The organism is Desulfogranum marinum, from assembly GCF_016918565.1.
GTDB lineage: Bacteria > Desulfobacterota > Desulfobulbia > Desulfobulbales > Desulfobulbaceae > Desulfogranum > Desulfogranum marinum.
This window is the reverse complement of the sequence record NZ_JAFFQD010000062.1, coordinates 1-19,555: the sequence shown is the minus strand read 5'-3', so window position 1 is coordinate 19,555 and position 19,555 is coordinate 1. Positions and strand designations below refer to the sequence as shown.

Below are 19,555 nucleotides of genomic sequence, written 5' to 3'. Positions count from 1 at the left end.
GGGCTAGGGGGCCGGGGGAAACCCGTCTGGAAATCGACAAGCGTCGCATCAATGATCGCATTGCCAGGCTGGGGAAAGAGCTCAAGTCCGTGGGCAAGCAGCGATATCATCGTAGAAATAGACGGCGCAAACGGGATGTGCCGGTTATCTCGTTAGTTGGTTACACCAATGCAGGCAAATCAACCCTGCTCAACACCCTCACCAAGAGCGAAATACAAGCAGAGGACCTGTTGTTTGCGACCTTGGACCCGACGAGCAGGCGGCTTCGTTTTCCTCAGGATCTGGAGGTGATCATCACCGATACGGTCGGCTTCATTCGCAACCTTCCTGCCGATCTGCTCAAAGCGTTTGAGTCCACCTTGGAGGAGTTGTTTGAAGCTGACCTTCTCTTGCACGTAGTCGATGTCTCCAATCCGCAATGGCAGCAACAGGTCGCGGTGGTCGAAGCATTACTGCATGAACTTAAACTGGATGATATCCCCTGTCTGATGGTTTTTAACAAAATTGACAGGGTTGATAGTGAGCAGGTGCAGAAAAAAATCGATCAGGCTGGTGGGGTCGGTATCAGTGCTATTAATGCGGCCACACTGCCCCCATTATTGGAGACAGTGGAGAACCTGTTGCAGAAATCTTTACAGGGGAGTTGAAGCGTGAAGGTAACTATCCCGCAGTGCTCCAAATGTTCACAAGCCGGCCGATTAGCAGATTAGCTCCGACTTCGAGACATCGGTATGCCGGCAGGCAGATAGTGGAGAGTTGGAGTGCTGCTAAAAGTTACGAGTGATGAAGAATGCTCTATTTCCTCGGTTATGACTGGAGGAAAAAACCAAGAGCTTTGCCGGTTTCTTCTGATGCCGAAAACCGGCAGCCGATTTGATTTTTATTCACTGAGACAATAACAGTTTTTTTTCTTATGGTTGTCTGGTTTTTGTCATTGAGTAGAAATTCAATGCCAAGCACCTGCCCCTTTTTGAGCTGATGGATCCCTGATACTGTAAGTCCAATCCCTCCGGTGGAAATGTTGCGTATGTGAATAACGCCGCCACCTTGCCCATCGCGGAGGATAGTATAAGTACCGGGGAGACTGATTGGTTTTCGGTAACTATGGCGAAAATCAATCTGAATATCAAAAACAACATTGCAGCGGCAACGAACTTTAACGGTATGCCTTTTTCCCTTCAGCTGCAGGGTACTGATATTTTTTCTAGCACCGCAGGCAGGACAGACAATCGTTGCCGTGTTGTTGGCACGGACATATGCTTTGTTGGTTGGCATATTCTCAGTCGTAGATAATAGCTGTGTAACGTTCCAGTTCCGCCTCGGTAGCAGCGTCCAGGTCTGCTGCAACTTCATGAATTTGATATTCACGTTGGCAGCCATTGCACTTAAGCCTGACTTGACGACATCGGCGCAGCACCGTTAATGTAGCTTCACACTCTTTGCATTCCACGATTATTTTCTCTTTCCTATGAGTTGTTCCCGGGTAAAAACCGATTTTAATGGATAGCCGTGGTCAGCGAGTGTTTCTGCTCCTCCTTCCTGGCGATCTACAATGGTGACAACCAACCCGACCTTAAACCCTTCGTTTTCCACCCGTTCAATGACTTTGATCAGGGTGCCGCCGGTTGTAACCACATCTTCAACCAAAGCAACAACTGCTCCGGGTTGGAGATTGTTTTTGCCTTCAATATAATTACCTGTACCGTGCCCTTTGGCTTCTTTACGCACGATGAATGCAGGAATTGGATTGTTATCCAGGTGGCTGACCAGTGAGACTGCCGTGACCAACGGATCAGCTCCCAGAGTCATGCCGCCGACACCGGTAATGGGTTGTTCGTTGTTTTGGATTAATTCATAGAGCAAGCGTCCGCAAAGGTAACCACCTTCGGCATCCAGGGTGGTTTGCTTACCATCTACGTAAAAATCAGATGTTTTGCCGGAAGTCAGAGTAAAGGTCCCTTTCCGGTAAGACTTGCTTAAAAGCAGCTCTTTTAGTCGCTGTCGTTCGTCCATTCAGCATGTTCCTTTATAAGTGTTTGTTTAAAGATACAGTTTTTTCCTGTATTCGCAAAATGATTTCTTGCTCGCATACAATCAATAAATAACTCTGTTGTTAAATTGAGCAGTGTGATACCATATTTTTTATTTTCATACTCTGATAACCAGCCTTTTTTATAGAAAATAAGTAAGAGGAAAACGCAAATGTGCGGAATAGTAGGCTATGTAGGTACGCGTAGGGTTGTTCCCATTCTCCTGGAAGGATTACGCAGGCTTGAATACCGAGGCTATGATTCAGCAGGGCTTGTTTATTATTTTGAAGGCAAGCTGGAAAGATATAGAGCAAAAGGCAAGTTGGCAAATCTGGAGACTGTGGTTGATGATTATATTGGTACGGCAAGTAGTACCGGTATAGGCCATACCCGGTGGGCAACCCATGGGGCTCCTACAGAACTCAATGCTCATCCCCACACCGACTGCAGCGGTGAGTTGGTGGTTGTGCATAATGGTATTATTGAAAATTATCATTCTTTGCGAACTGAGCTGACTGCTAAAGGGCATATTTTTGCCTCAGAGACAGACACGGAAGTGCTGGCCCACCTCATAGAGGATTGCCTGGATGGCGATCTGGTGGCTGCAGTCCGTGAGGCTCTTGCTCGGGTTGACGGGTCCTATGCCATAGGTGTTCTCTGGGCTAAAGAACCTGAGATGCTTGTAGCTGCCAGAAATCACAGCCCCCTGGTCATGGGCGTTGGCGAGAATGCTTGCTATATCGCTTCTGATATCCCGGCTCTGCTGCCCTATACCCGCGATGTCATCTTTCTCGATGATATGGAAATGGCGGTTCTCAAAAAAGGCGAATACGAGATCCTGCAGGTAGAGGATGGAACGGCACTTGAAAAACCAATAAGCACCATTGATTGGAATGCGGGCATGGCTGAAAAGGCTGGGTTTAAGCATTTCATGCTCAAGGAAATTTTTGAGCAACCACAGGCTATTTTAAACACGGTCAGCGGCAGGATTGTTCCGGAGACCGGAATAGTTGAACTGCCGGAAGTTGGGTTGGATGACCAAGCGATCAAAAAAATCGAGCGGATTGCACTTGTAGCCTGCGGCACCTCCTGGCATGCCGCCCTGGTAGCTAAATACTGGATTGAAAAATGGGTTGGTATCCCGGTTGAGGTCGATATTGCTTCTGAGTTTCGCTATCGCCACCTGCTGGTGGATGACCGGGTGCTCACCATATCCATCTCCCAATCCGGGGAAACAGCAGATACCTTGGCCGGTATTCGGCGTGCCGGTGCGAAGGGATCAAGGATTCTGACGATTTGTAATGTTGTCGGGTCGACTATGACCCGTGAAGCAGACGGCATTATTTATACCCATGCCGGGCCTGAAATAGGGGTAGCTTCTACCAAGGCTTTCACATCCCAGCTGGCCGCACTGTTTTTGTTGACGCTTTATCTGGGGCAGGTACGGGAAACCATGGATGCTGCAATACGAAAGGAGTATGGTAGCGCATTGATAAGCATGTGCGGCCTGATAGAGGAAGAATTGCCTCGCTTGCAGGGGGAAATAAGGACGCTTATCGAAAAGTATTATGATGCACGCGATTTTCTTTTTGTAGGCAGGGGGGTGAATTTCCCCATAGCTCTTGAAGGAGCGCTCAAACTCAAAGAAATTTCTTATATCCACGCGGAGGGTTATGCAGCAGGTGAATTAAAGCATGGCCCCATTGCTCTGATAGACAAGGATATGCCGGTGCTTGCTCTGGTGCCGAAAGATGATGTTTACCAAAAGACGGTTTCCAACGTGGAGGAAATCAAGGCTCGTCAAGGCAGGCTGGTGCTCATCGGCACCGCTGGTGATGAACACCTTTCTTCTCTGACCGAGGACGTGCTGTATCTTCCCGAAGTCCTACCTGACCTGAACCCACTGCTATACACCATACCGGCGCAACTGCTTTCGTATGAAATCGCCAACCGTCGTGGCTGTGACGTGGATCAGCCAAGAAACCTGGCTAAAAGTGTTACTGTCGAATAGGTGAGGGGGCGACGAAAACCGGCGGAGACTAATACAGTTTCATCAAGCAATAACGTGTCATATTCAACAGAGGTCGGGTTTCTTGCCGGATCGATCTCTGTTCAATATGATCTTGCCTGAAGAGCAGACTGTTTAGCCTTGATTTCTCATCAGTTCAGGCAGCGCCAGTTTCAAAGTTTTTGGTAATGAATCATAGTAGGCTATATTCATTGCCAAAATACTGAAGAAAATGGTGCTGGATGGACTGACCTTTGGTGAACAGTGTGAAAAACTTTGAACTTCATCTTAGTTTTTATAACATATAAAGATTGTTTGTAATTTGACAGGTTGACACAATGTTCATGAGAAATTCGGGTTAGGGTATCTTTATGTTTTATTATAACTGCTGAAAATTATTTTTTAATTTCATAGATGATGTCACCTCCGTTTTGGGTTGTACTTGTCTCCGTTTGAAAAAAGAAACCTTTGCCCAATGTGTAACTAGTATTAAAACTAGCAGAGTCTTTGAGGAGACTGTGGCCATAGCTTACATTAAAGCGAGGAGTGAGCCAGGAACCGATGATGAGAGAAACATCATCAAAGAAGTCTCCTGTGTCAAGGCGGATATCATCTATGCTCAACAGCTCTTTTGAGCTTTGTAAAATTTCACCCACTTGAGGAAACCCAGCTTTTTTTGCCAAATCACCAAGGACCCCGGTTTGACCCTGTACCTCTCCTGAAGAGGACGAGCTAGCCAGGAGGCGGCTGAGTATTTCGTATTGTTCCATAGCAGCTGAAGAATAGAAACGAATTTCCGGGTGTTGCAAAAAACCACCGATTTCCATTCCTACAGAGGTTCCATTGTCTCGTTTTTCTGTGCGCACTTCAATCCCTGGGTTGTCAAGCGGGCCACCGGAAAAAAGCAACCTGCCGACATCAATGTCAAGGCGCTTGCCATAGAGAATAAAGGTACCGTTATTGATCAGCAGGGAGCCGGTTGCTAAAGGAAGCTCACCTGAGATGTCGGTTACATGGAGTTGTCCTTTTAACACTCCTTTCAGGCCATAGGCGTCGATATCCACTGCATCGCCGGCAATGAGTGTTATTGAGGTCCTGAGCGGGAATGCCGGGTCAGATGTAGCTGCATTTTGTTCAGCATCAACAATCACCACATCACTCGACGGCGTTATCGATCCCTCTTGACCGGTGTAGGCAATATGAGCTTCAGGAAAGGTTATGGTGCCCTTGATATGGACAAGTCCATTGCGTCTCGTTACCACTAGATCCGGCGAGATAAACACTTGCATCTCATCATTATTCGCCACCTCAAAGTGAGTACCATTGATCAAAAAATGGAGGTCTTGGGATACTCCTTTATCTAGGTAAACACTTCCATTGGCAGAAAGATCACCTGTACCAGACTGAGCGTTGGCTGAAAGGATGAGTTGATTAGTATTAATCTCCGCTTTAAGAGAAAGCGGATCAAGGGTGACGCCGAGAGCAAGCAGGTCTGCTGTACCCTGTGTGAGTTGTATAGTTCCTGTGAGCAGCGGCTGTTTGAGATTACCTGCAATGTTGAGAGTTCCCTGCAGTCTACCGGTCATCTTGGTATATTCCTCCCAAAAGACGTTCATTGTGCTGACATCTTTTACCTGCAAAGTCATTTGGCCGGTTATGGGCAGCAGGGCAAGGTCAACGGGGGCTGGAAATTTTCCCGGTTCAGGTACGGTTACCGCAACAGTGCCGTCAAGATAACTCCCATCGCCAAGACGGATTTTGGTTTCCGCTTTGAGTTCAGCGTTAATATAGGTTGCATTGAGTTTGCCCTGAATGTGCTGCAGCGAGTCGATTGCAGAGGCAACCGGCGACACCATTGCCGCATCAACCGTTGCAATATGCAGTTCCCCTTTGTCAATAGTACTGCTGTGACCGGCAAGGCGCAAAGAGCCCTGGATAAATCCTTGGACAACGTTTTTCTGGGCAAAAATATTTTGCAGTGTTTTTGTTGAGAGGCTTTGGATATTGCCGTTAACAGTCCATTGCGAGTTGAAGGTATAGGCACCGGCTACGCAAATTTCTTCGGGAAAAGCACTTGTGAGACATATTTCTTCAAGAGTTATTTCTTTGGTTGATGCGCTAAACAATGACGGTTGCTTCATCTCCCATGAACCTATTCTTTTTGTATCGATTGTTACACGGTCAACCTTTCCATGCCATTTCCGATCTTTTTGTTTGCCCTGTAAAGAGATGCTTGATACCTGTTCCCCTTGTTTAAGCTTGGCCCGTAATTCTACATTTTCAGGGTTGCCGGTTACGGTTAGCTGTATGTCATCTGCGTGCTGATCAAATGCATCAACATCCAATGCACTGAGGCGTAGAACCAGCTTCTCGTCGGTGCTCAGCTTCCCTTGGACACTGGCTTCCAGTCGATTAATGGCATGGGTTTTATACGCAATTCCATTTCCTGAAAGGTGCAAGGCTATATCTGGATTATCTCTGCTGCCTTGAACCGTTCCTATGGCGGTAACGGAGCCGGCAACCTCGGGCCAGAGCTGAGCCGCATCTGGGGATTGCAGAGAAACCGTAAGATCGGCGTCACTTCCCCACTCACCATGGGCTGTCAGTTGGGACTCACCGCTTGTTATCTTGAGTGATTCGATATGGAGCATATTACCCTGCAGTGTGGCTCTGCCTTGTCCGTTGACCTGGTACCCACGGAGTTGGCCGTGACCCTCAGTAACTTCAAAATCGGCATATATCCCTTTGGAGGTAAGGTGTCCCTGTAGAGAGCCGTTTCCGTTTAACGTTCCCTGCCAGCCTGCAAACCAGATCGAAGGATCGAGCTCTTTAGCCTGTGCTGCAACAGACCAAGACAGTTTTTTGTTCCAATCCAGGTGTCCGTTGGCATGAATGCGGCTTGTTCCTTTTTTCATGGCCAACTCTGTTATACGAAGCCCGTCTGCATGAAGCTCAATGGTGGCTTGTGTTGCTATGTCGCCCAGATTCGGATAGTCGGCAAGGTTGCCGGTGGTTTGAAGCATCAGTGCAGCCTTATCAAACGTTCCACTGCCCTTGAGTTGTAGGTCACCCAAGACAATGTTCGGCCATTGAATGTTAACCGCAGAAAGATCCACAGCCTTACTCGTTGCTTCAATATTCCACCGGGGATGCGGTTCATCCATGATGAGCCGGGTGGAGAAGGAAGCCTGCACAGGCTTGCCTATATTTGATGTGACAAGGCAATCAAGTAGATGCCCTTCAATGGTGCTGTTGCCCGATATTGGCGAATATTGGGCCGGCGTGATGTGATACGCACTGGAAATGTGCAATGGATAGTCGCCTGTTGTGCGCAGTTCCCCCTGGAGTTCAACAGAAAACCGTTCGTGGAGCAAGTGAAGAGATTTTACCTGGAGATGACTCTTAACCATGGACAGATGTGTGAGAGAGAGTTTTGATACATGCAGTCCCTTGCTGCTTGAAAACTGATTGATATCCACCGATTCAGCCATTGCTTCTTCAAGGTGCAGAGAGAAGGGGAGGGTAATTTGAGGGAGTTCTATTTTGTTGGAAGTGGGTGGTTGTTGGAGCTCTTTGAATGCGACATTCCTGAGTTTCAAGGATGTCACAACCAGCTCCTTTTGTACAACAGCCGATAGCCTTAATGCGATGGAAGCCTCTGCTATCAAGAATTCATGCCTGTCATCATTATACCGGACCTCATGTAATACCACTCCATTGATGAGGGAACCTTTGATGGTGGCAACTGATAGTTCCCCGGGTACACTCCATTTCGCCAGGGTGATAAGCAGGGCAAGTCCAGGAGTGGTTAGGGTGACAAAAGCACTGAGGCTGAAAAAAAAGAACAGGGGTACTATAGCAACAACGGGCAAGATTTTTTTCATCAGAAATCTGCTCCAATATTAAAATGGATTCGCCAACAGTTGCCTTCGTCCAAAGCCTTGGCAAAATCCAATCGGACCTGGCCAAAAGCAGCATTCCAGCGAATCCCGACACCAGCACCATTTTGCATGGTCAGCTCGTCCCAGGAATTGGTGGCTGTACCACTATCAAAAAATACCGATGTACTCCAGTTATCAAATATCTCTTTTTCCAGCTCTAGACTATAGGTGAACAGGTAACGACCACCAATCACATTACCGGCGGCATCTTTAGGGCCAATGCGCTTGTATCCATAACCGCGTACACTTTGATCTCCACCAGCGTAAAACCGCAATGATGGGGGGAGCTCCAAAAACTCATCTGCCGCTGTGGCACCAATGTTTGATTTACCAATAAATCGCCAAGAGGGTAAAAACGCATAAATAGCTTTGACCAGTATCGAACCCTGAATAAAGGTAGTATCTGATAGCAGGTTATTGTTTCCACCGGTTAAAGCGCCGGTGACGCTAAGGCCTTGGCTGGCCTTAATGCGGTCATCTGTCCATCGCCATGTTATGCCGACCCCTGGTGCGAGTATGGTCGCATGACCGCTATCAAGGCCGGCGGTATAATCCTCATCTAAAAATTTGAGATAGAGACTGTATTCACCGTTTTTTTTCAGCTCATCGTAGCTCACCGATGATGTCCAGCTTTTCGATTCTGTGTTATCGAAATTTTCATTTTCCCATTTTCCAAGCAGTGACAGTTTTTCTTTTTTCGGATCACTGATGGGGATAGTGTATACTCCGCCGAAACGGCTTTTTCGCTCAGAAGGCTGCAATTGCAGGTCAAACTGGTGGCCAAAGCGGTTCACCCTCTGATTGTACCAGTCGAACCGACCACGAAAGCCGGTGTCGGTCCCGACACCAATTCCCACTCCATAACGGTTGACGACTCCAGGAGTAAGCTGAATCGTAACCGGCACTCGACCAGCATTCGCTGTCTTGAGATTGTATTGTATGTCAGCAGTGGCGAAATAGCCCGTACCCAAGAGGAGTTGCCGTATTCGAGTAATTGCCCTTGGCGATAACGGATCTCCCTCTTTTTGAGCAGTTATTTTCCTGAGTAGACTGTGGTTGATGAAATCACATTGGTACGTAATCGGACCAAAAAAATAGCGATCCCCAAGCTCTAAGGTAAGGCCGATGACAGCTGTGTTATTCCTGGCGCTTACCTCAACAATATTTCGTGATAATCGTGCGTTTTGATACCCTTTATTGAGTGCGGTGGTAATGAGCTGTTGTTTACCTTGAGTATATTTACGGTGATCGAGGGTGGCCCCTGATTGCAAGGGAAAGGAAATTCTCAACTTCGCCACCCATGGTGAATCACAGCCTTGTCCGATACATTCAATACGGGTTTGGGCAACGATTGTCGGTGGTCCTTTCTCAATTGATATTGTTATAACATCCTGTGCATTTCGGCGGGTTTCGTTCAACGAAATTGTGGGTGCATAGTACCCAAAAGGCTCTAATGCTTTTTTGATCTCTCCTTGCGCTTTGTCCTTATATTTTGCAAGCAGGTGAGGACTCAGATTAGTATTGGTTTGATATTTTTTCAGTGATAACAGGGCAAGGACATTATCCTTCAGCTCCTCCTCAACGCCACTGATAATGATCTGGTATGAAGGGGGTGATTGGCAATATGCATAAGGAGCGAGGGCAAATATGGTGGCCACCAGCAAACACGCAAATAAGCACCAAAAACTGCCGGAGCTTAACCTTTGTTCTCTATTGGAGTCTTCCACGTATTGCTGGTCATTATAAAGGATGGTCACATGTCCCTCTGTGTCAACTCTAGAAAAGAGCTTGGAAAATGGGTCCTTTTTTGTGCTTGTATCAATGTATTTAATACTATCTGGTTTATGGAGAAAAAAAGAGATAATTTGTTGGTGAACCAGGAGATCTGAATCTTATCAAAAAGTGGAAAATATATCCAACAGTAAACTCAACATCCACCAATAGGGCGAATAAGGTTTTACAGCTCAACATCTTTTCGGATACGCAAGTAGGACGGGAACTTTGGTATACCTGAGTCATAACGACCATAGAATTTAAAGGTGATAACTGTTCCAACAGGCGGTGGAGACTCGCGATCAGCATCACTGAAACCACTCCCTATCCTGAACTTCGTACCATCGTCTAATTCTACCAAAAGGGCACCGAGTCGTCCTTCATTTTTCCCTTTGCCCGGTAAATAGGCAACAACTGTTGCCTCGGCATCCTGGTAGTTTTTTACTTTCAGGATTTCGGTGCTTCGGCCCGTTTTGTACAAACCATCGGGCTTGCGGACAATCAGTCCTTCGCCGCCAAGTTGCTCTATGCGTAGTAGCTCACGCTCCATATCAACCTGATCTGTAATGGGGATCTGCGAAATCACAAAAGCATAGCCTGAAGGATGCTGTGCGAACCATTGGCGTGCTTTTTCAATCCGATCAAGGAAATTATGCGAAGGATGCGGCACGTCAAAAATTGCAAATTTTAATTGTAGCCAACCTGGATGGGGATACTGTTTGTTGACAGTTGAAACCGTCTGTTCAAAAGTTCCCCTCCCACCCCATAACTCTCCTTCTATTGGAAAAGGCGGAAGATCTTGCACAAATTCAAGCGGTGGGTGGAATTGTTTACCGTTTTTCGAGAAGAGCTGGTGACCATCCCAATACCCCCTGACTCCGTCATATTTTTCACTCATCAACCATCCAGAGACATCAATATTTGATGAGTAAACTTGAGGCAACATAATTTCCGCGGCCTGGAGAGGTAGCACACAGGAAAAAAGGCAGCACAGTAACCAGTAGGTAAATTTCCTCATCATTTCTTCTCCAGGTTGAAAACGGATAATGATTTTTACGGTAGAGTAACCAAAAGGGTAGCATTATGCGAAGTACGATATTTCAAAATGAGCTGCTTTTGTTTAGCCAAGTCTACAGAAGCGCGTTGGGATAGGATTGAATTCTATTGTTCAATCTTTTGTAATAGTTCGCCGGAGCGTAGCAGGCTGACTTTGGGTGACCATTGTGTGAAATTGTAATTTCTCATTGTCGAATCCAACTTGCTACAATGCCGTAATATTTAAAAATTTGACACAATGGTCATGACAAATGCGGGTAAGAAGGGCATGGAGCCACATCTTGTGAGAGGGTAGCTGAAATGAATCGGCTGTTTTCTGACTGGTCCTGAAAGTCGCAGACAACAGCCCATTCACCAGATTCATCAAAAGTGAAGTTTGCAGCATACATGCCGGCATTGGATGAAGGTTCTTACCTATTGATGCCAACCACCATGTCCCACGCATCGATTGGTGAGGCAATGGATGTATTACGCAAGCAGGACATGGCCATTAATGCGATCACGGAAGTTGAGCCGGCAGTCGGTAAAATCGGGCGTGTGGAAAGCCCGCTCGATCCGGCTCCGATCTTGATGATTGAGACGATTATCACTTATGCTTCAGAAATCAAAACCGATGCTAATGGTCGTGTCCTGACCTTTGCCTACAATGAACAGGAGGACGCATTTTTCCGTGATGAAAGGAACAACCACATCCCCGATGGAGATGGTCGACCTTATCGTCAATGGCCGGATTTACAGCTCGGCAACTCCTTTGGGGATCAGGCAGGCAAATACCAGATCCTGGTCACTGTCATTTTTTAACTGGTGTTCTTCCATGCCCGGTATAAAAATGACACTTCCCCGCTGAATAGCAGCCCATTGCCCATCATTGAGCAACTTGCCTTTTCCTTCGTGGATAAATATCTCGTGTTCCCATTGATGGGCATGCCGTGGTGTATTGCCACCGGGACTCAGGGTAAAAATACGCATGCAGAAGTTGTCAGCGCCATCGTTTTTACCAATAACGACCCTGCCGACAACGCCTTTCACAGCATCACCTTCAAAGCTCTGGCCTGGTGCCTGTTCGTAATGATCAAGAATTTTCAATGTGGATTACCTTTTCGTATGTGTGGTTAATCTAGGTGTTCATTCCTGGAATGTATTATATAGTCTGGAAATTATTTTTTGTAACTATTGAGCAAATAACTTTGCTTTACCTTTTATCCGCACCTGTTCAGCACCGGTCCAAATATGTATACGGTGGCTGGATGTTGCTGAGTCGTCTCCGCTTTTTAAAAGGCAATCAGTGATATTTCGAGGGACTTGCCGGAAAAGAGGCTTTTGATCATTTCATTTACTCTCAACCATCACTTTTTTTATTTCTATGTCGTTACCCACGTTAACCGCGCTTCAGAATAAATTTCCGAATATCTACGCAAGTCTCTCCGATAACGATCGGAATGTGCTGCAATGTCTGTCTGTGATTTACCACGTGGTATCCAGAACCAATCTAATGAATTGTCTTGATCAGGCCGGTTTGAGAAATGAGCATGGGCAAAGATTTGTTGTTAAAGAACTTAAAGGCATTCTTGAGTCTCTTCAACAACGCAAGCTGGTGCAGCTGAGCTCCAGAGGAGCGATATGCAATCCAGAAATAGTCGAGTTGGTTGCCAGGGAGGCCGTTACAGGGAAAAATTTTGAAAAAATCGCCAAGTGCGTGCAAAAAATTATTCCCTTTGAGACTTCCTGGAGTGGGGCTGTCTGGTACACAAGTTATGAACAGGGATTGCGTGAATTAAGGATAGCCATTTATCAACAGCAGAGTGAGAAAGAGATTGCCGGTATTCTTGCCTTACTGGAGGAACAGTACCCTCGAGAGTACCATGGCGACCATCCGTTTGAGGTGATCTTTTTTAATCCTTACCATAGAGAAGGTTTGTTTTCCTTGTCCAAAAGACAGGTTTACGATTTTGTGATTCCGCTACTCAGTCGTGGCTGCCTGCTGCTGGAGTCGGTTGATGTCTTGTTTAGCTTTTTGCAGGAATACGCTCAAGAAAATGGACTTAACGACGATGAGTATAACGCTATTGTTGCGTTATACCTTATCAGCAGAGGGGAGGTGGAGCAGGTGGAAAGTCATCTGAAATCCTGGAAGGTTTCAGCTAACAAGTTGTCATATCGAGGTTGGTTTTCCCTGTTACAGGGCAAGAGCGATGAAGCTCAGCATTACTATGAACAGGGATTACAGGCTTTAAAAAAGGACACCGGGAAAAGAAAAGTCGTTTACAGTAATCTGGCCGGTTTTTTCTATCCTGTAGCCCTGCTGCAATCCGGAGAGAGTGAAAAATTTCAAAAGGCAATGCGCTATCTCGACCAACTGAAAAAAAAGAAAAGTTTTACCAGCTCTTTTTTGTGTACGGACCTTGAACAGACCATCCTGTTTGCCCAGGGACAGAGAAATAAAGCAGAGCAGGTGTACCACTCGCTTGAGATAGGTGGGTATTCTGAGTATGCGTCCCTGCTGATGGCGTATCTAACGCTGTGCTGGCAGGGAAGTGAGTTGAAAAAAAACATGGTCCAAGGGCTTGAACTGGTGCTGCAACAGGCGGAAAAGAATGGCTACTACTGGTATGCCAAAGAGGCTGCGGCCATCATGGTGGTTCATAACCTGGGGAAAGCAACCAGTAAGAAAAAATATAACCGATTGGTAAAACAATGCCCGCTGCCTGATTTATGTGAAGCGATTCGTCCCAGAGAGCAATGGGAGCAGGTGCTGGAGGCACTTGCTACTCTTAACAGCGACCCCAAAAGTGCAGCTGGTCTCGCGACGGAACGATTGGTTTGGTGGATAGATTTTGATGAAGAGTATGAAGAGTGTGATATTGTACCACGGATCCAGAAGTTGAGTAAAAATGGTAAATGGACCAAGGGCCGTGCTGTGGCTTTGTCCCGTTTAAGCTCTGATGTTAATACCCTGAGTTTTCTGACCAGCCAGGATAGAAATGCTATTAGCGCCATCGAAACAACACGCATATCCTCCTGGGGAGGGTATGGAGGAAATCCTACCTATGTCTTGCGGACAGGCCCTGCTCTGGCAGCGCTTGTGGGCCATCCCCTCCTGTTCTGGGCAGATAACCCGAGCGTGCCCGTCGAATTAACCATGGGCACGCCCGAGCTGCATGTGGTGAAGGAGGAAAAAGGGTACGAGATCAAGTTGTTCCCCTTTATTGAGCATGGCAAGTCGTATTGCCTGACCCAAGAGACCCCGACTCGCTTGAAATATATCCCCCTGACCCAGGAGTACGAACGGCTGTTTGATATAATCGGCGAATCCGTGACCGTCCCTTTCCAGGCAAAAGAGAGAGTGGTTGCAGCGCTCTCTGAGATAGCCAAGGTACTGACCATTCAGTCAGACATTGGCGGGACCGCTGTGGATGCGCAAATGGTTGAGGCTGATGCGCGGCCTCATGTACATATGATTCCCTACAACAACGGCCTGCAGGTGGAGGCGCTGTGTCGCCCCTTTTCCACTGGTGGTGGGTACTATCGTCCAGGAACAGGGGGCGAGACGGTGGTTGCCGATATCAATGGCGAGCAGCTGCAGACCAAACGCGACCTGGAGCTTGAAAAGCACAACGCTGCCCTTATTCCCAAGAATTGTCCGGCCCTCAGTTATATTCAGTCCCTTGATTATGAATGGATTATCGACGATCCGGAAACATGCCTGGAACTGCTTTGCGAGTTACGGGAGTTGGGAGATTTGGTGGTCCTGGAGTGGCCGAAAGGGGAAAGCTTAAAGGTTACCCCAACTATCTCTTTTGATAATCTTTCAATAAAAATACAAAGAGATAACGACTGGTTTGGCGCCACCGGATCACTTCGGGTGGACGACGACTTGATTCTCGACATGAAAAAGCTGTTGGCCCTGAGCGTCGATTCCGAGAGTCGTTTTGTCCCCTTGGATGACGGTCGTTTTTTAGCACTGAGCAAGTCTTTAAAACAACGGATTGAAGAGTTGCGCGCGTACTCCGAAAACCATGGCAAAGGGGTCCGCTTCAGCCCTTTGGCCGGATTGGCTTTACAGGAATTCACCGAAGAAGCAGGAAGCTGCAAGAGTGACGGTCATTGGAAGAAAAATCTTAAGCGCTTCCAAACAGTCACTGAGCCGGAGGTGCCCTCAACCCTGCGGGCAACGCTTCGTGAGTATCAGGAACAGGGTTTTCGCTGGCTGGGCTGTCTGTCCGCTCTAGGTGCCGGAGCCTGTCTGGCCGATGATATGGGCTTGGGAAAAACAGTGCAGGCGTTGGCCGCCGTTTTGTTGCGGGCCGCGAAAGGTCCCACCCTGGTTGTTGCTCCCACATCGGTGATGATGAATTGGCAGGATGAGGCAACCCGTTTTGCGCCGACTCTGAATGTATATTTTTTTGGTAATGGCAACAGGCAGGAACTGCTTGACGGTTTGGCAGAATTTGATCTGGTAATTTGCAGTTATGGCCTGCTGCAGAGTGAAGGCAAAATGCTTGCCGGTGTGCAGTGGCAGACGGTTGTCCTGGATGAGGCCCAGGCAATTAAAAACATGCATACCAAACGCTCCAAGTCGGCCATGCAGCTCCGGGCTGAGTGTAAGATTATTACCACCGGGACACCCATTGAAAACCATCTGGGAGAGCTGTGGAACCTGTTCCGGTTCCTTAATCCAGGACTGCTGGGCTTCTATGAGAGTTTTAAAAGAAAATTTGCGATTCCCATCGAAAAGAAGCAGGATCGAGTCACGGCAAATCATCTGAAAAAATTAATCCAACCTTTTATCCTGCGCAGGTTGAAACATGCTGTATTACAGGAATTGCCCGAACGTACTGAAGTGACCATGCAGGTGGAGATGAGTGCAGAAGAAGCAGCAATGTATGAAGCGCAAAGGCTGCAGGCGCTGGAGTCGTTGGAAGGAACAGGTGAGGAGCAGAGCGGCGGAGCAAAACACCTTCAGGTACTTGCTGAAATTACCAGACTGCGGCGTTTTTGCTGTAACCCGGAACTGGTTATGCCGGACATGGGCATCCCCAGCTCCAAGCTCAAGGTGTTTACCACTGTTGTGACCGAGTTGCTGGAAAATAAACACAAGGCCTTGGTTTTCAGCCAGTTTGTCGGCCACCTCGCGCTTATTCGTGAACACCTGGACCGGTTAGGAATCTCCTACCAATACCTGGATGGCTCCACCAGTGCCGGTCAGCGAGCTAAACGGGTAAAGGCCTTTCAGGCAGGGGAGGGGGATGTTTTTCTGATTAGCCTCAAAGCGGGCGGTGTGGGATTGAACCTGACAGCGGCGGACTATGTTATTCATATGGATCCCTGGTGGAATCCGGCTGTTGAAGACCAGGCTTCCGATCGTGCTCACCGTATCGGGCAACAACGTCCGGTGACTATTTACCGGCTGGTGGTCAAAGATTCCATCGAGGAAAAAATAGTTGCCCTGCACAAAGTAAAACGGGACCTGGCAGATAATCTCCTCTCCGGAAGCGACATGAGCGGACGTATCTCCACCGAGGAGCTGCTGAACCTGCTCAAGAGTAAGTAAAGGCGAAAGGAACTATTCAGTGATACAATCGGGGCCCTGGCCTCTATTTGAAAAGTTACTTGTATAAACGGGTGTTAACGATAATAAAAAATAGGGTAATCGTTGATGGTTACCCCGCTTTTGCTCGCGATTCTTGCACTGAGTAGGGTGGATAAGCGTAGCGCATCCACCAATTCCAGGCATCGGATTCCGCGTGGATGCGCTACGCTTATCCACCCTACATGGCTATGGCGTCACTAAACTATTGCGTCCAGATGTAGTTGATTGACCCGGTTACGATCGCTGGCCGAGAAAGTATCAAGAGCACCGGCATGGCTGCTGGAGTTGCTATTTTCCTTTTACGGCAGTAGACTGCGCGCGTTTTTTGGTTTTTCCAGTCATACTATCAAATTTTCCTAAGTCGTAAGGTGGGCAGGATAATGTCAGAAGCGCTTCTTGAAATAACCCGGGGTGATGTCATAGAGTGCATTCATCGGGGGGATATTGCTGTTGTCAATAGTTGTGGTGAGCTTCTCCATAGCTGTGGAGATCCGTATAAGCTCACGTATTTTCGGTCAGCTGCTAAACCAATCCAGGCACTGCATGTATTTACTTCCGGGGCTGCGGATCGTTTCAATATTTCCGACAAAGAGATCGCCGTCATTTGCTCATCACATTATGCCGAGGAGTTCCACCGGCAAACCATCCGCTCGATTCTCGCCAAAATAGGATTGACAGAGGAAAACATCCTAGGCGGCACCGTCACCTCCCTCAATAGCGATTACGCCTTACAGCTTGCCCGCGAAGGGGTACCGCTCTCGCCTATTTTCAGCGACTGCTCAGGCAAGCACAGCGGGATGCTGGCCGCCTGCGTACACAAGGGCTACAACTTGACCTCCTACCTTTCTCCGGAGCATCCATGCCAGCAACATATCCTCACCATTTTGGCCGATGTCTGTGACGTACCCTCCGAGGACATCAAGATAGGGATTGATGGCTGCAGTGCACCTGTACATGCCCTACCGATACGGAACATGGCTTTGGGGTTTGCCCGGCTTGCAAATCAGCAATGTCTGCCTTCTACTCTGGCTCCATATGCAGGCAAGATTTTTTCCGCCATGAACTCGTATCCGGAAATGGTGTCTGGGACCGGAGGATTCTGTACAGAACTGATCAAACATACACAAGGATTGCTTATCGGCAAGATAGGAGCTGAAGGAGTATATTGTGTCGGCATTAAAGGCATGGATGTAGGGATCGCGGTGAAAGTGGAAAACGGCTCCATGGATGTCCTGCCGCCGATTGTCATGGATATCCTTGACAAGCTTGGTTGCCTGGATGAAGAAATGAAAGGGAAACTTGCTGCTTTTACCCACAAGAGCAATGTCAACGATATAAATACGGTGGTCGGGGAATATCGTTCTGTGTTGCAGCTCAAGGCTGCCGGGTGAATGTTTTTCTGAAAAGGAGTGGCGCTAGTTGGCTGGGCAGAGGCAGCTTTTAGCTTTGAGGGTATCTTGAGCAAACAGAATTTTTGGTCAAGATCAGGTTCGAAGCAGTGAGAACGTGTGCAGAAAGTCTCGGTAGCGATGGGCGAGAGGGGTGGTTAGTTACTGGTAAATGAAATAAAAAAGTTTGGGTGGAGAAGGAGACGAATGAAAGAGGAAAATACGGACTTTGAGATTGATAGTAAATCAAAAGCATTAATGGAGAAATGGCAGCGGCAGGCTGATTCGCTCAAAAAGCAGCACCCAAAGTGGAATGCGGAAAAGATTCAGGAAGAGATGAAAAAACGCATCATCCGGGACGCAGAGGCTGCCTTTTCTACAAAGAGCGGAAAAGAATATATCAAAGAGGTCAATGCCCACTTAAAGGAAATCGAAGATGCCAGAAATAGAGCCATCGACGGTATCATGACCTACATGGGGAAAACCAGTCCCGAGGCGGTCGGTACTGTGTTGTTTGAACTCGATTGCGGGTGCATCAGAGCATGTGCGGTATCCAATGAGGGAAGCCCGATGGGCGAGATGATCATGGTGTCCGGCAAGAAGGTGGAAGAGGATTACGAGTGCAGTGTTTGCAAGGATGACGGCGGGGCCGATCCAGAGCGCTGCATCAGTAAAGCAATAATCTGGCCGGGAGAAGAGGCAGATATGCCCTCCGAGGAGTTAAGGCTGGCCATCGGCAAAAAGGTCTTTGGGGATGACTACTCTGTAGATGATATATGAGTTGACGCTCTTCCGGAAATCTGATTGCGTACAAAACTCAGTCAATTCTCTACCGAAACAGACAGGGGACTGATTTTATTTCTCTTTTAAACCCGGGAGACAGATCGAAGTCTTCGCTATCTAATTTTCATAAAAAACCATGAAAAAAAATCAGTCCCCTACCTAAGTACTGAGAAATTTAATCTGTCTCCCGGGTCCAAGAAAAAAAGGCTGAGTTTCATGGGTAATCAGATTCGAAAAAGAGAGCGTCCTTGATGAAATTACTCGGAAGAGTAATGGGCTGACCTGGCAACGACCTGTTTTTGGGGTTAGGTTTCTGTCAGGTCAAATCTCAACAACTACATTTCAACTATTGATCGGTCAGTGCACCGATGGCCGCCGCACAGATTGCCACCGGAGCTAGCGGATATTCGGCTGAAAAATTTTCACCATCTTTAAGAAAATTTGCACACCACAGGGAATCGGTCAGGCTTTTTGGACAGGCATCCTTGAGTTGAAAAGAAAATCCCCTGGCTTCCATAACTGTAACCAGTTCCAGAGCCGAGTTAATGTTATCTGTGACATGTGTGGGGATTGCCTCGTCGAGGAGCTGTTTGAGTTGTTGTTCTAATCTTTCGAATATGGTTTCGGACATTATCTGCTCCAATGTGAGAAGAATTTCGATTTTATTTTTTTTGTGGTTTGTTGATATTTATAGGAGATATCGTAACTCAGCGAGCACCGCTAATTAGCGGTGTTTTTTTGCATCGGCTGAATTAGCATCGTTAGGATCTAAGTTTTCCAGGAAAATAAATTTTTCTAAAATATTCAGTACTTTGTCGTGGTTGTTGTTATGTCCATCTATTGTGGTTGTTACTTTTAACTCAAGTTTCTGAGTTATCTTAAGTTGTTAAAATATTGTGATTTATACCGGCTACACGTCGACTGCTTTCAATCAACTCTACTGCAGTGCTCATGATTGTATCAACCATCAAAAGTACAATATCTTC

General features: G+C 47.3%; 14 protein-coding genes. 6 read left to right on the top strand and 8 right to left on the bottom strand.

Annotated elements, in window-relative coordinates:
• Positions 1-647, top strand: a 647-nt coding sequence (gene hflX / locus JWH17_RS21355; RefSeq protein ID WP_205224728.1) for a GTPase HflX, incomplete at its 5' end; no start/stop codon positions are given.
• Between the two features lie 160 nt (positions 648-807).
• Here the strand turns inward: hflX and JWH17_RS21350 are convergent.
• Genes JWH17_RS21350 through pyrE form a run of 3 tightly spaced genes read right to left on the bottom strand, consistent with a single transcriptional unit; the run spans position 808 to position 2,013 of the window.
• Positions 808-1,275: a PilZ domain-containing protein gene (locus JWH17_RS21350; protein WP_205224727.1), complete on the bottom strand. Its 468-nt coding sequence runs from the start codon at positions 1,273-1,275 to the stop codon at positions 808-810.
• A 4-nt stretch (positions 1,276-1,279) separates the two neighbouring features.
• On the bottom strand, positions 1,280-1,450 hold the full coding sequence (locus tag JWH17_RS21345) for a dual CXXC motif small (seleno)protein (protein ID WP_205224726.1): 171 nt from the start codon (positions 1,448-1,450) through the stop codon (positions 1,280-1,282).
• 2 nt (positions 1,451-1,452) lie between these two features.
• On the bottom strand, positions 1,453-2,013 hold the full coding sequence (pyrE, locus tag JWH17_RS21340) for an orotate phosphoribosyltransferase (protein WP_205224725.1): 561 nt from the start codon (positions 2,011-2,013) through the stop codon (positions 1,453-1,455).
• A 189-nt stretch (positions 2,014-2,202) separates the two neighbouring features.
• Between pyrE and glmS the strand changes: the two genes are divergently transcribed.
• Positions 2,203-4,041, top strand: a complete 1,839-nt coding sequence (gene glmS, locus JWH17_RS21335) for a glutamine--fructose-6-phosphate transaminase (isomerizing) (protein WP_205224724.1) — start codon at positions 2,203-2,205, stop codon at positions 4,039-4,041.
• Positions 4,042-4,433: 392 nt separating this feature from the next.
• Here the strand turns inward: glmS and JWH17_RS21330 are convergent, their stop codons facing one another.
• From JWH17_RS21330 to JWH17_RS21320, 3 genes are all read right to left on the bottom strand, one after another.
• Positions 4,434-7,922 (bottom strand): translocation/assembly module TamB domain-containing protein, encoded by a 3,489-nt coding sequence (locus JWH17_RS21330; RefSeq protein ID WP_205224723.1) that lies wholly within the window; start codon positions 7,920-7,922, stop codon positions 4,434-4,436.
• Positions 7,922-9,736, bottom strand: coding sequence for an autotransporter assembly complex protein TamA (locus tag JWH17_RS21325; RefSeq protein ID WP_205224722.1), 1,815 nt, complete (start codon positions 9,734-9,736; stop codon positions 7,922-7,924). Before JWH17_RS21325 ends, JWH17_RS21330 begins: the two co-directional genes overlap by 1 nt.
• A gap of 200 nt (positions 9,737-9,936) precedes the next feature.
• Complete coding sequence (locus tag JWH17_RS21320; protein ID WP_205224721.1) at positions 9,937-10,773, bottom strand: DNA ligase; 837 nt, start codon at positions 10,771-10,773, stop codon at positions 9,937-9,939.
• Positions 10,774-11,195: 422 nt separating this feature from the next.
• On the opposite strand from JWH17_RS21320, the gene JWH17_RS21315 reads away from it, so the two are divergent.
• Positions 11,196-11,609: a hypothetical protein gene (locus tag JWH17_RS21315; RefSeq protein ID WP_205224720.1), complete on the top strand. Its 414-nt coding sequence runs from the start codon at positions 11,196-11,198 to the stop codon at positions 11,607-11,609.
• Here the strand turns inward: JWH17_RS21315 and JWH17_RS21310 are convergent.
• The gene (locus tag JWH17_RS21310) at positions 11,541-11,894 is read right to left on the bottom strand and encodes a cupin domain-containing protein (RefSeq protein WP_232371240.1); all 354 of its coding nucleotides are present in this window, start codon (positions 11,892-11,894) and stop codon (positions 11,541-11,543) included. The genes JWH17_RS21315 and JWH17_RS21310 overlap by 69 nt on opposite strands.
• A gap of 406 nt (positions 11,895-12,300) precedes the next feature.
• Here JWH17_RS21310 and JWH17_RS21305 point away from each other — a divergent pair, with 406 nt between their 5' ends.
• The 3 genes from JWH17_RS21305 (at position 12,301) to JWH17_RS21295 (ending at position 18,566) form a co-directional block, all read left to right on the top strand.
• On the top strand, positions 12,301-16,359 hold the full coding sequence (locus JWH17_RS21305) for a DEAD/DEAH box helicase (RefSeq protein WP_205224719.1): 4,059 nt from the start codon (positions 12,301-12,303) through the stop codon (positions 16,357-16,359).
• A 419-nt stretch (positions 16,360-16,778) separates the two neighbouring features.
• A complete protein-coding gene (locus tag JWH17_RS21300; RefSeq protein ID WP_205224718.1) occupies positions 16,779-17,789 on the top strand; it encodes an asparaginase in 1,011 nt (336 codons plus the stop codon).
• Positions 17,790-17,993: 204 nt separating this feature from the next.
• On the top strand, positions 17,994-18,566 hold the full coding sequence (locus JWH17_RS21295; protein ID WP_205224717.1) for a cytochrome P450 family protein: 573 nt from the start codon (positions 17,994-17,996) through the stop codon (positions 18,564-18,566).
• 349 nt (positions 18,567-18,915) lie between these two features.
• On the opposite strand, the gene JWH17_RS21290 is transcribed toward JWH17_RS21295, so the two are convergent.
• Entirely contained in the window at positions 18,916-19,200 is a 285-nt protein-coding gene (locus JWH17_RS21290; RefSeq protein WP_205224716.1) for a hypothetical protein, read from the bottom strand.
• Positions 19,201-19,555 lie beyond the last annotated feature (355 nt).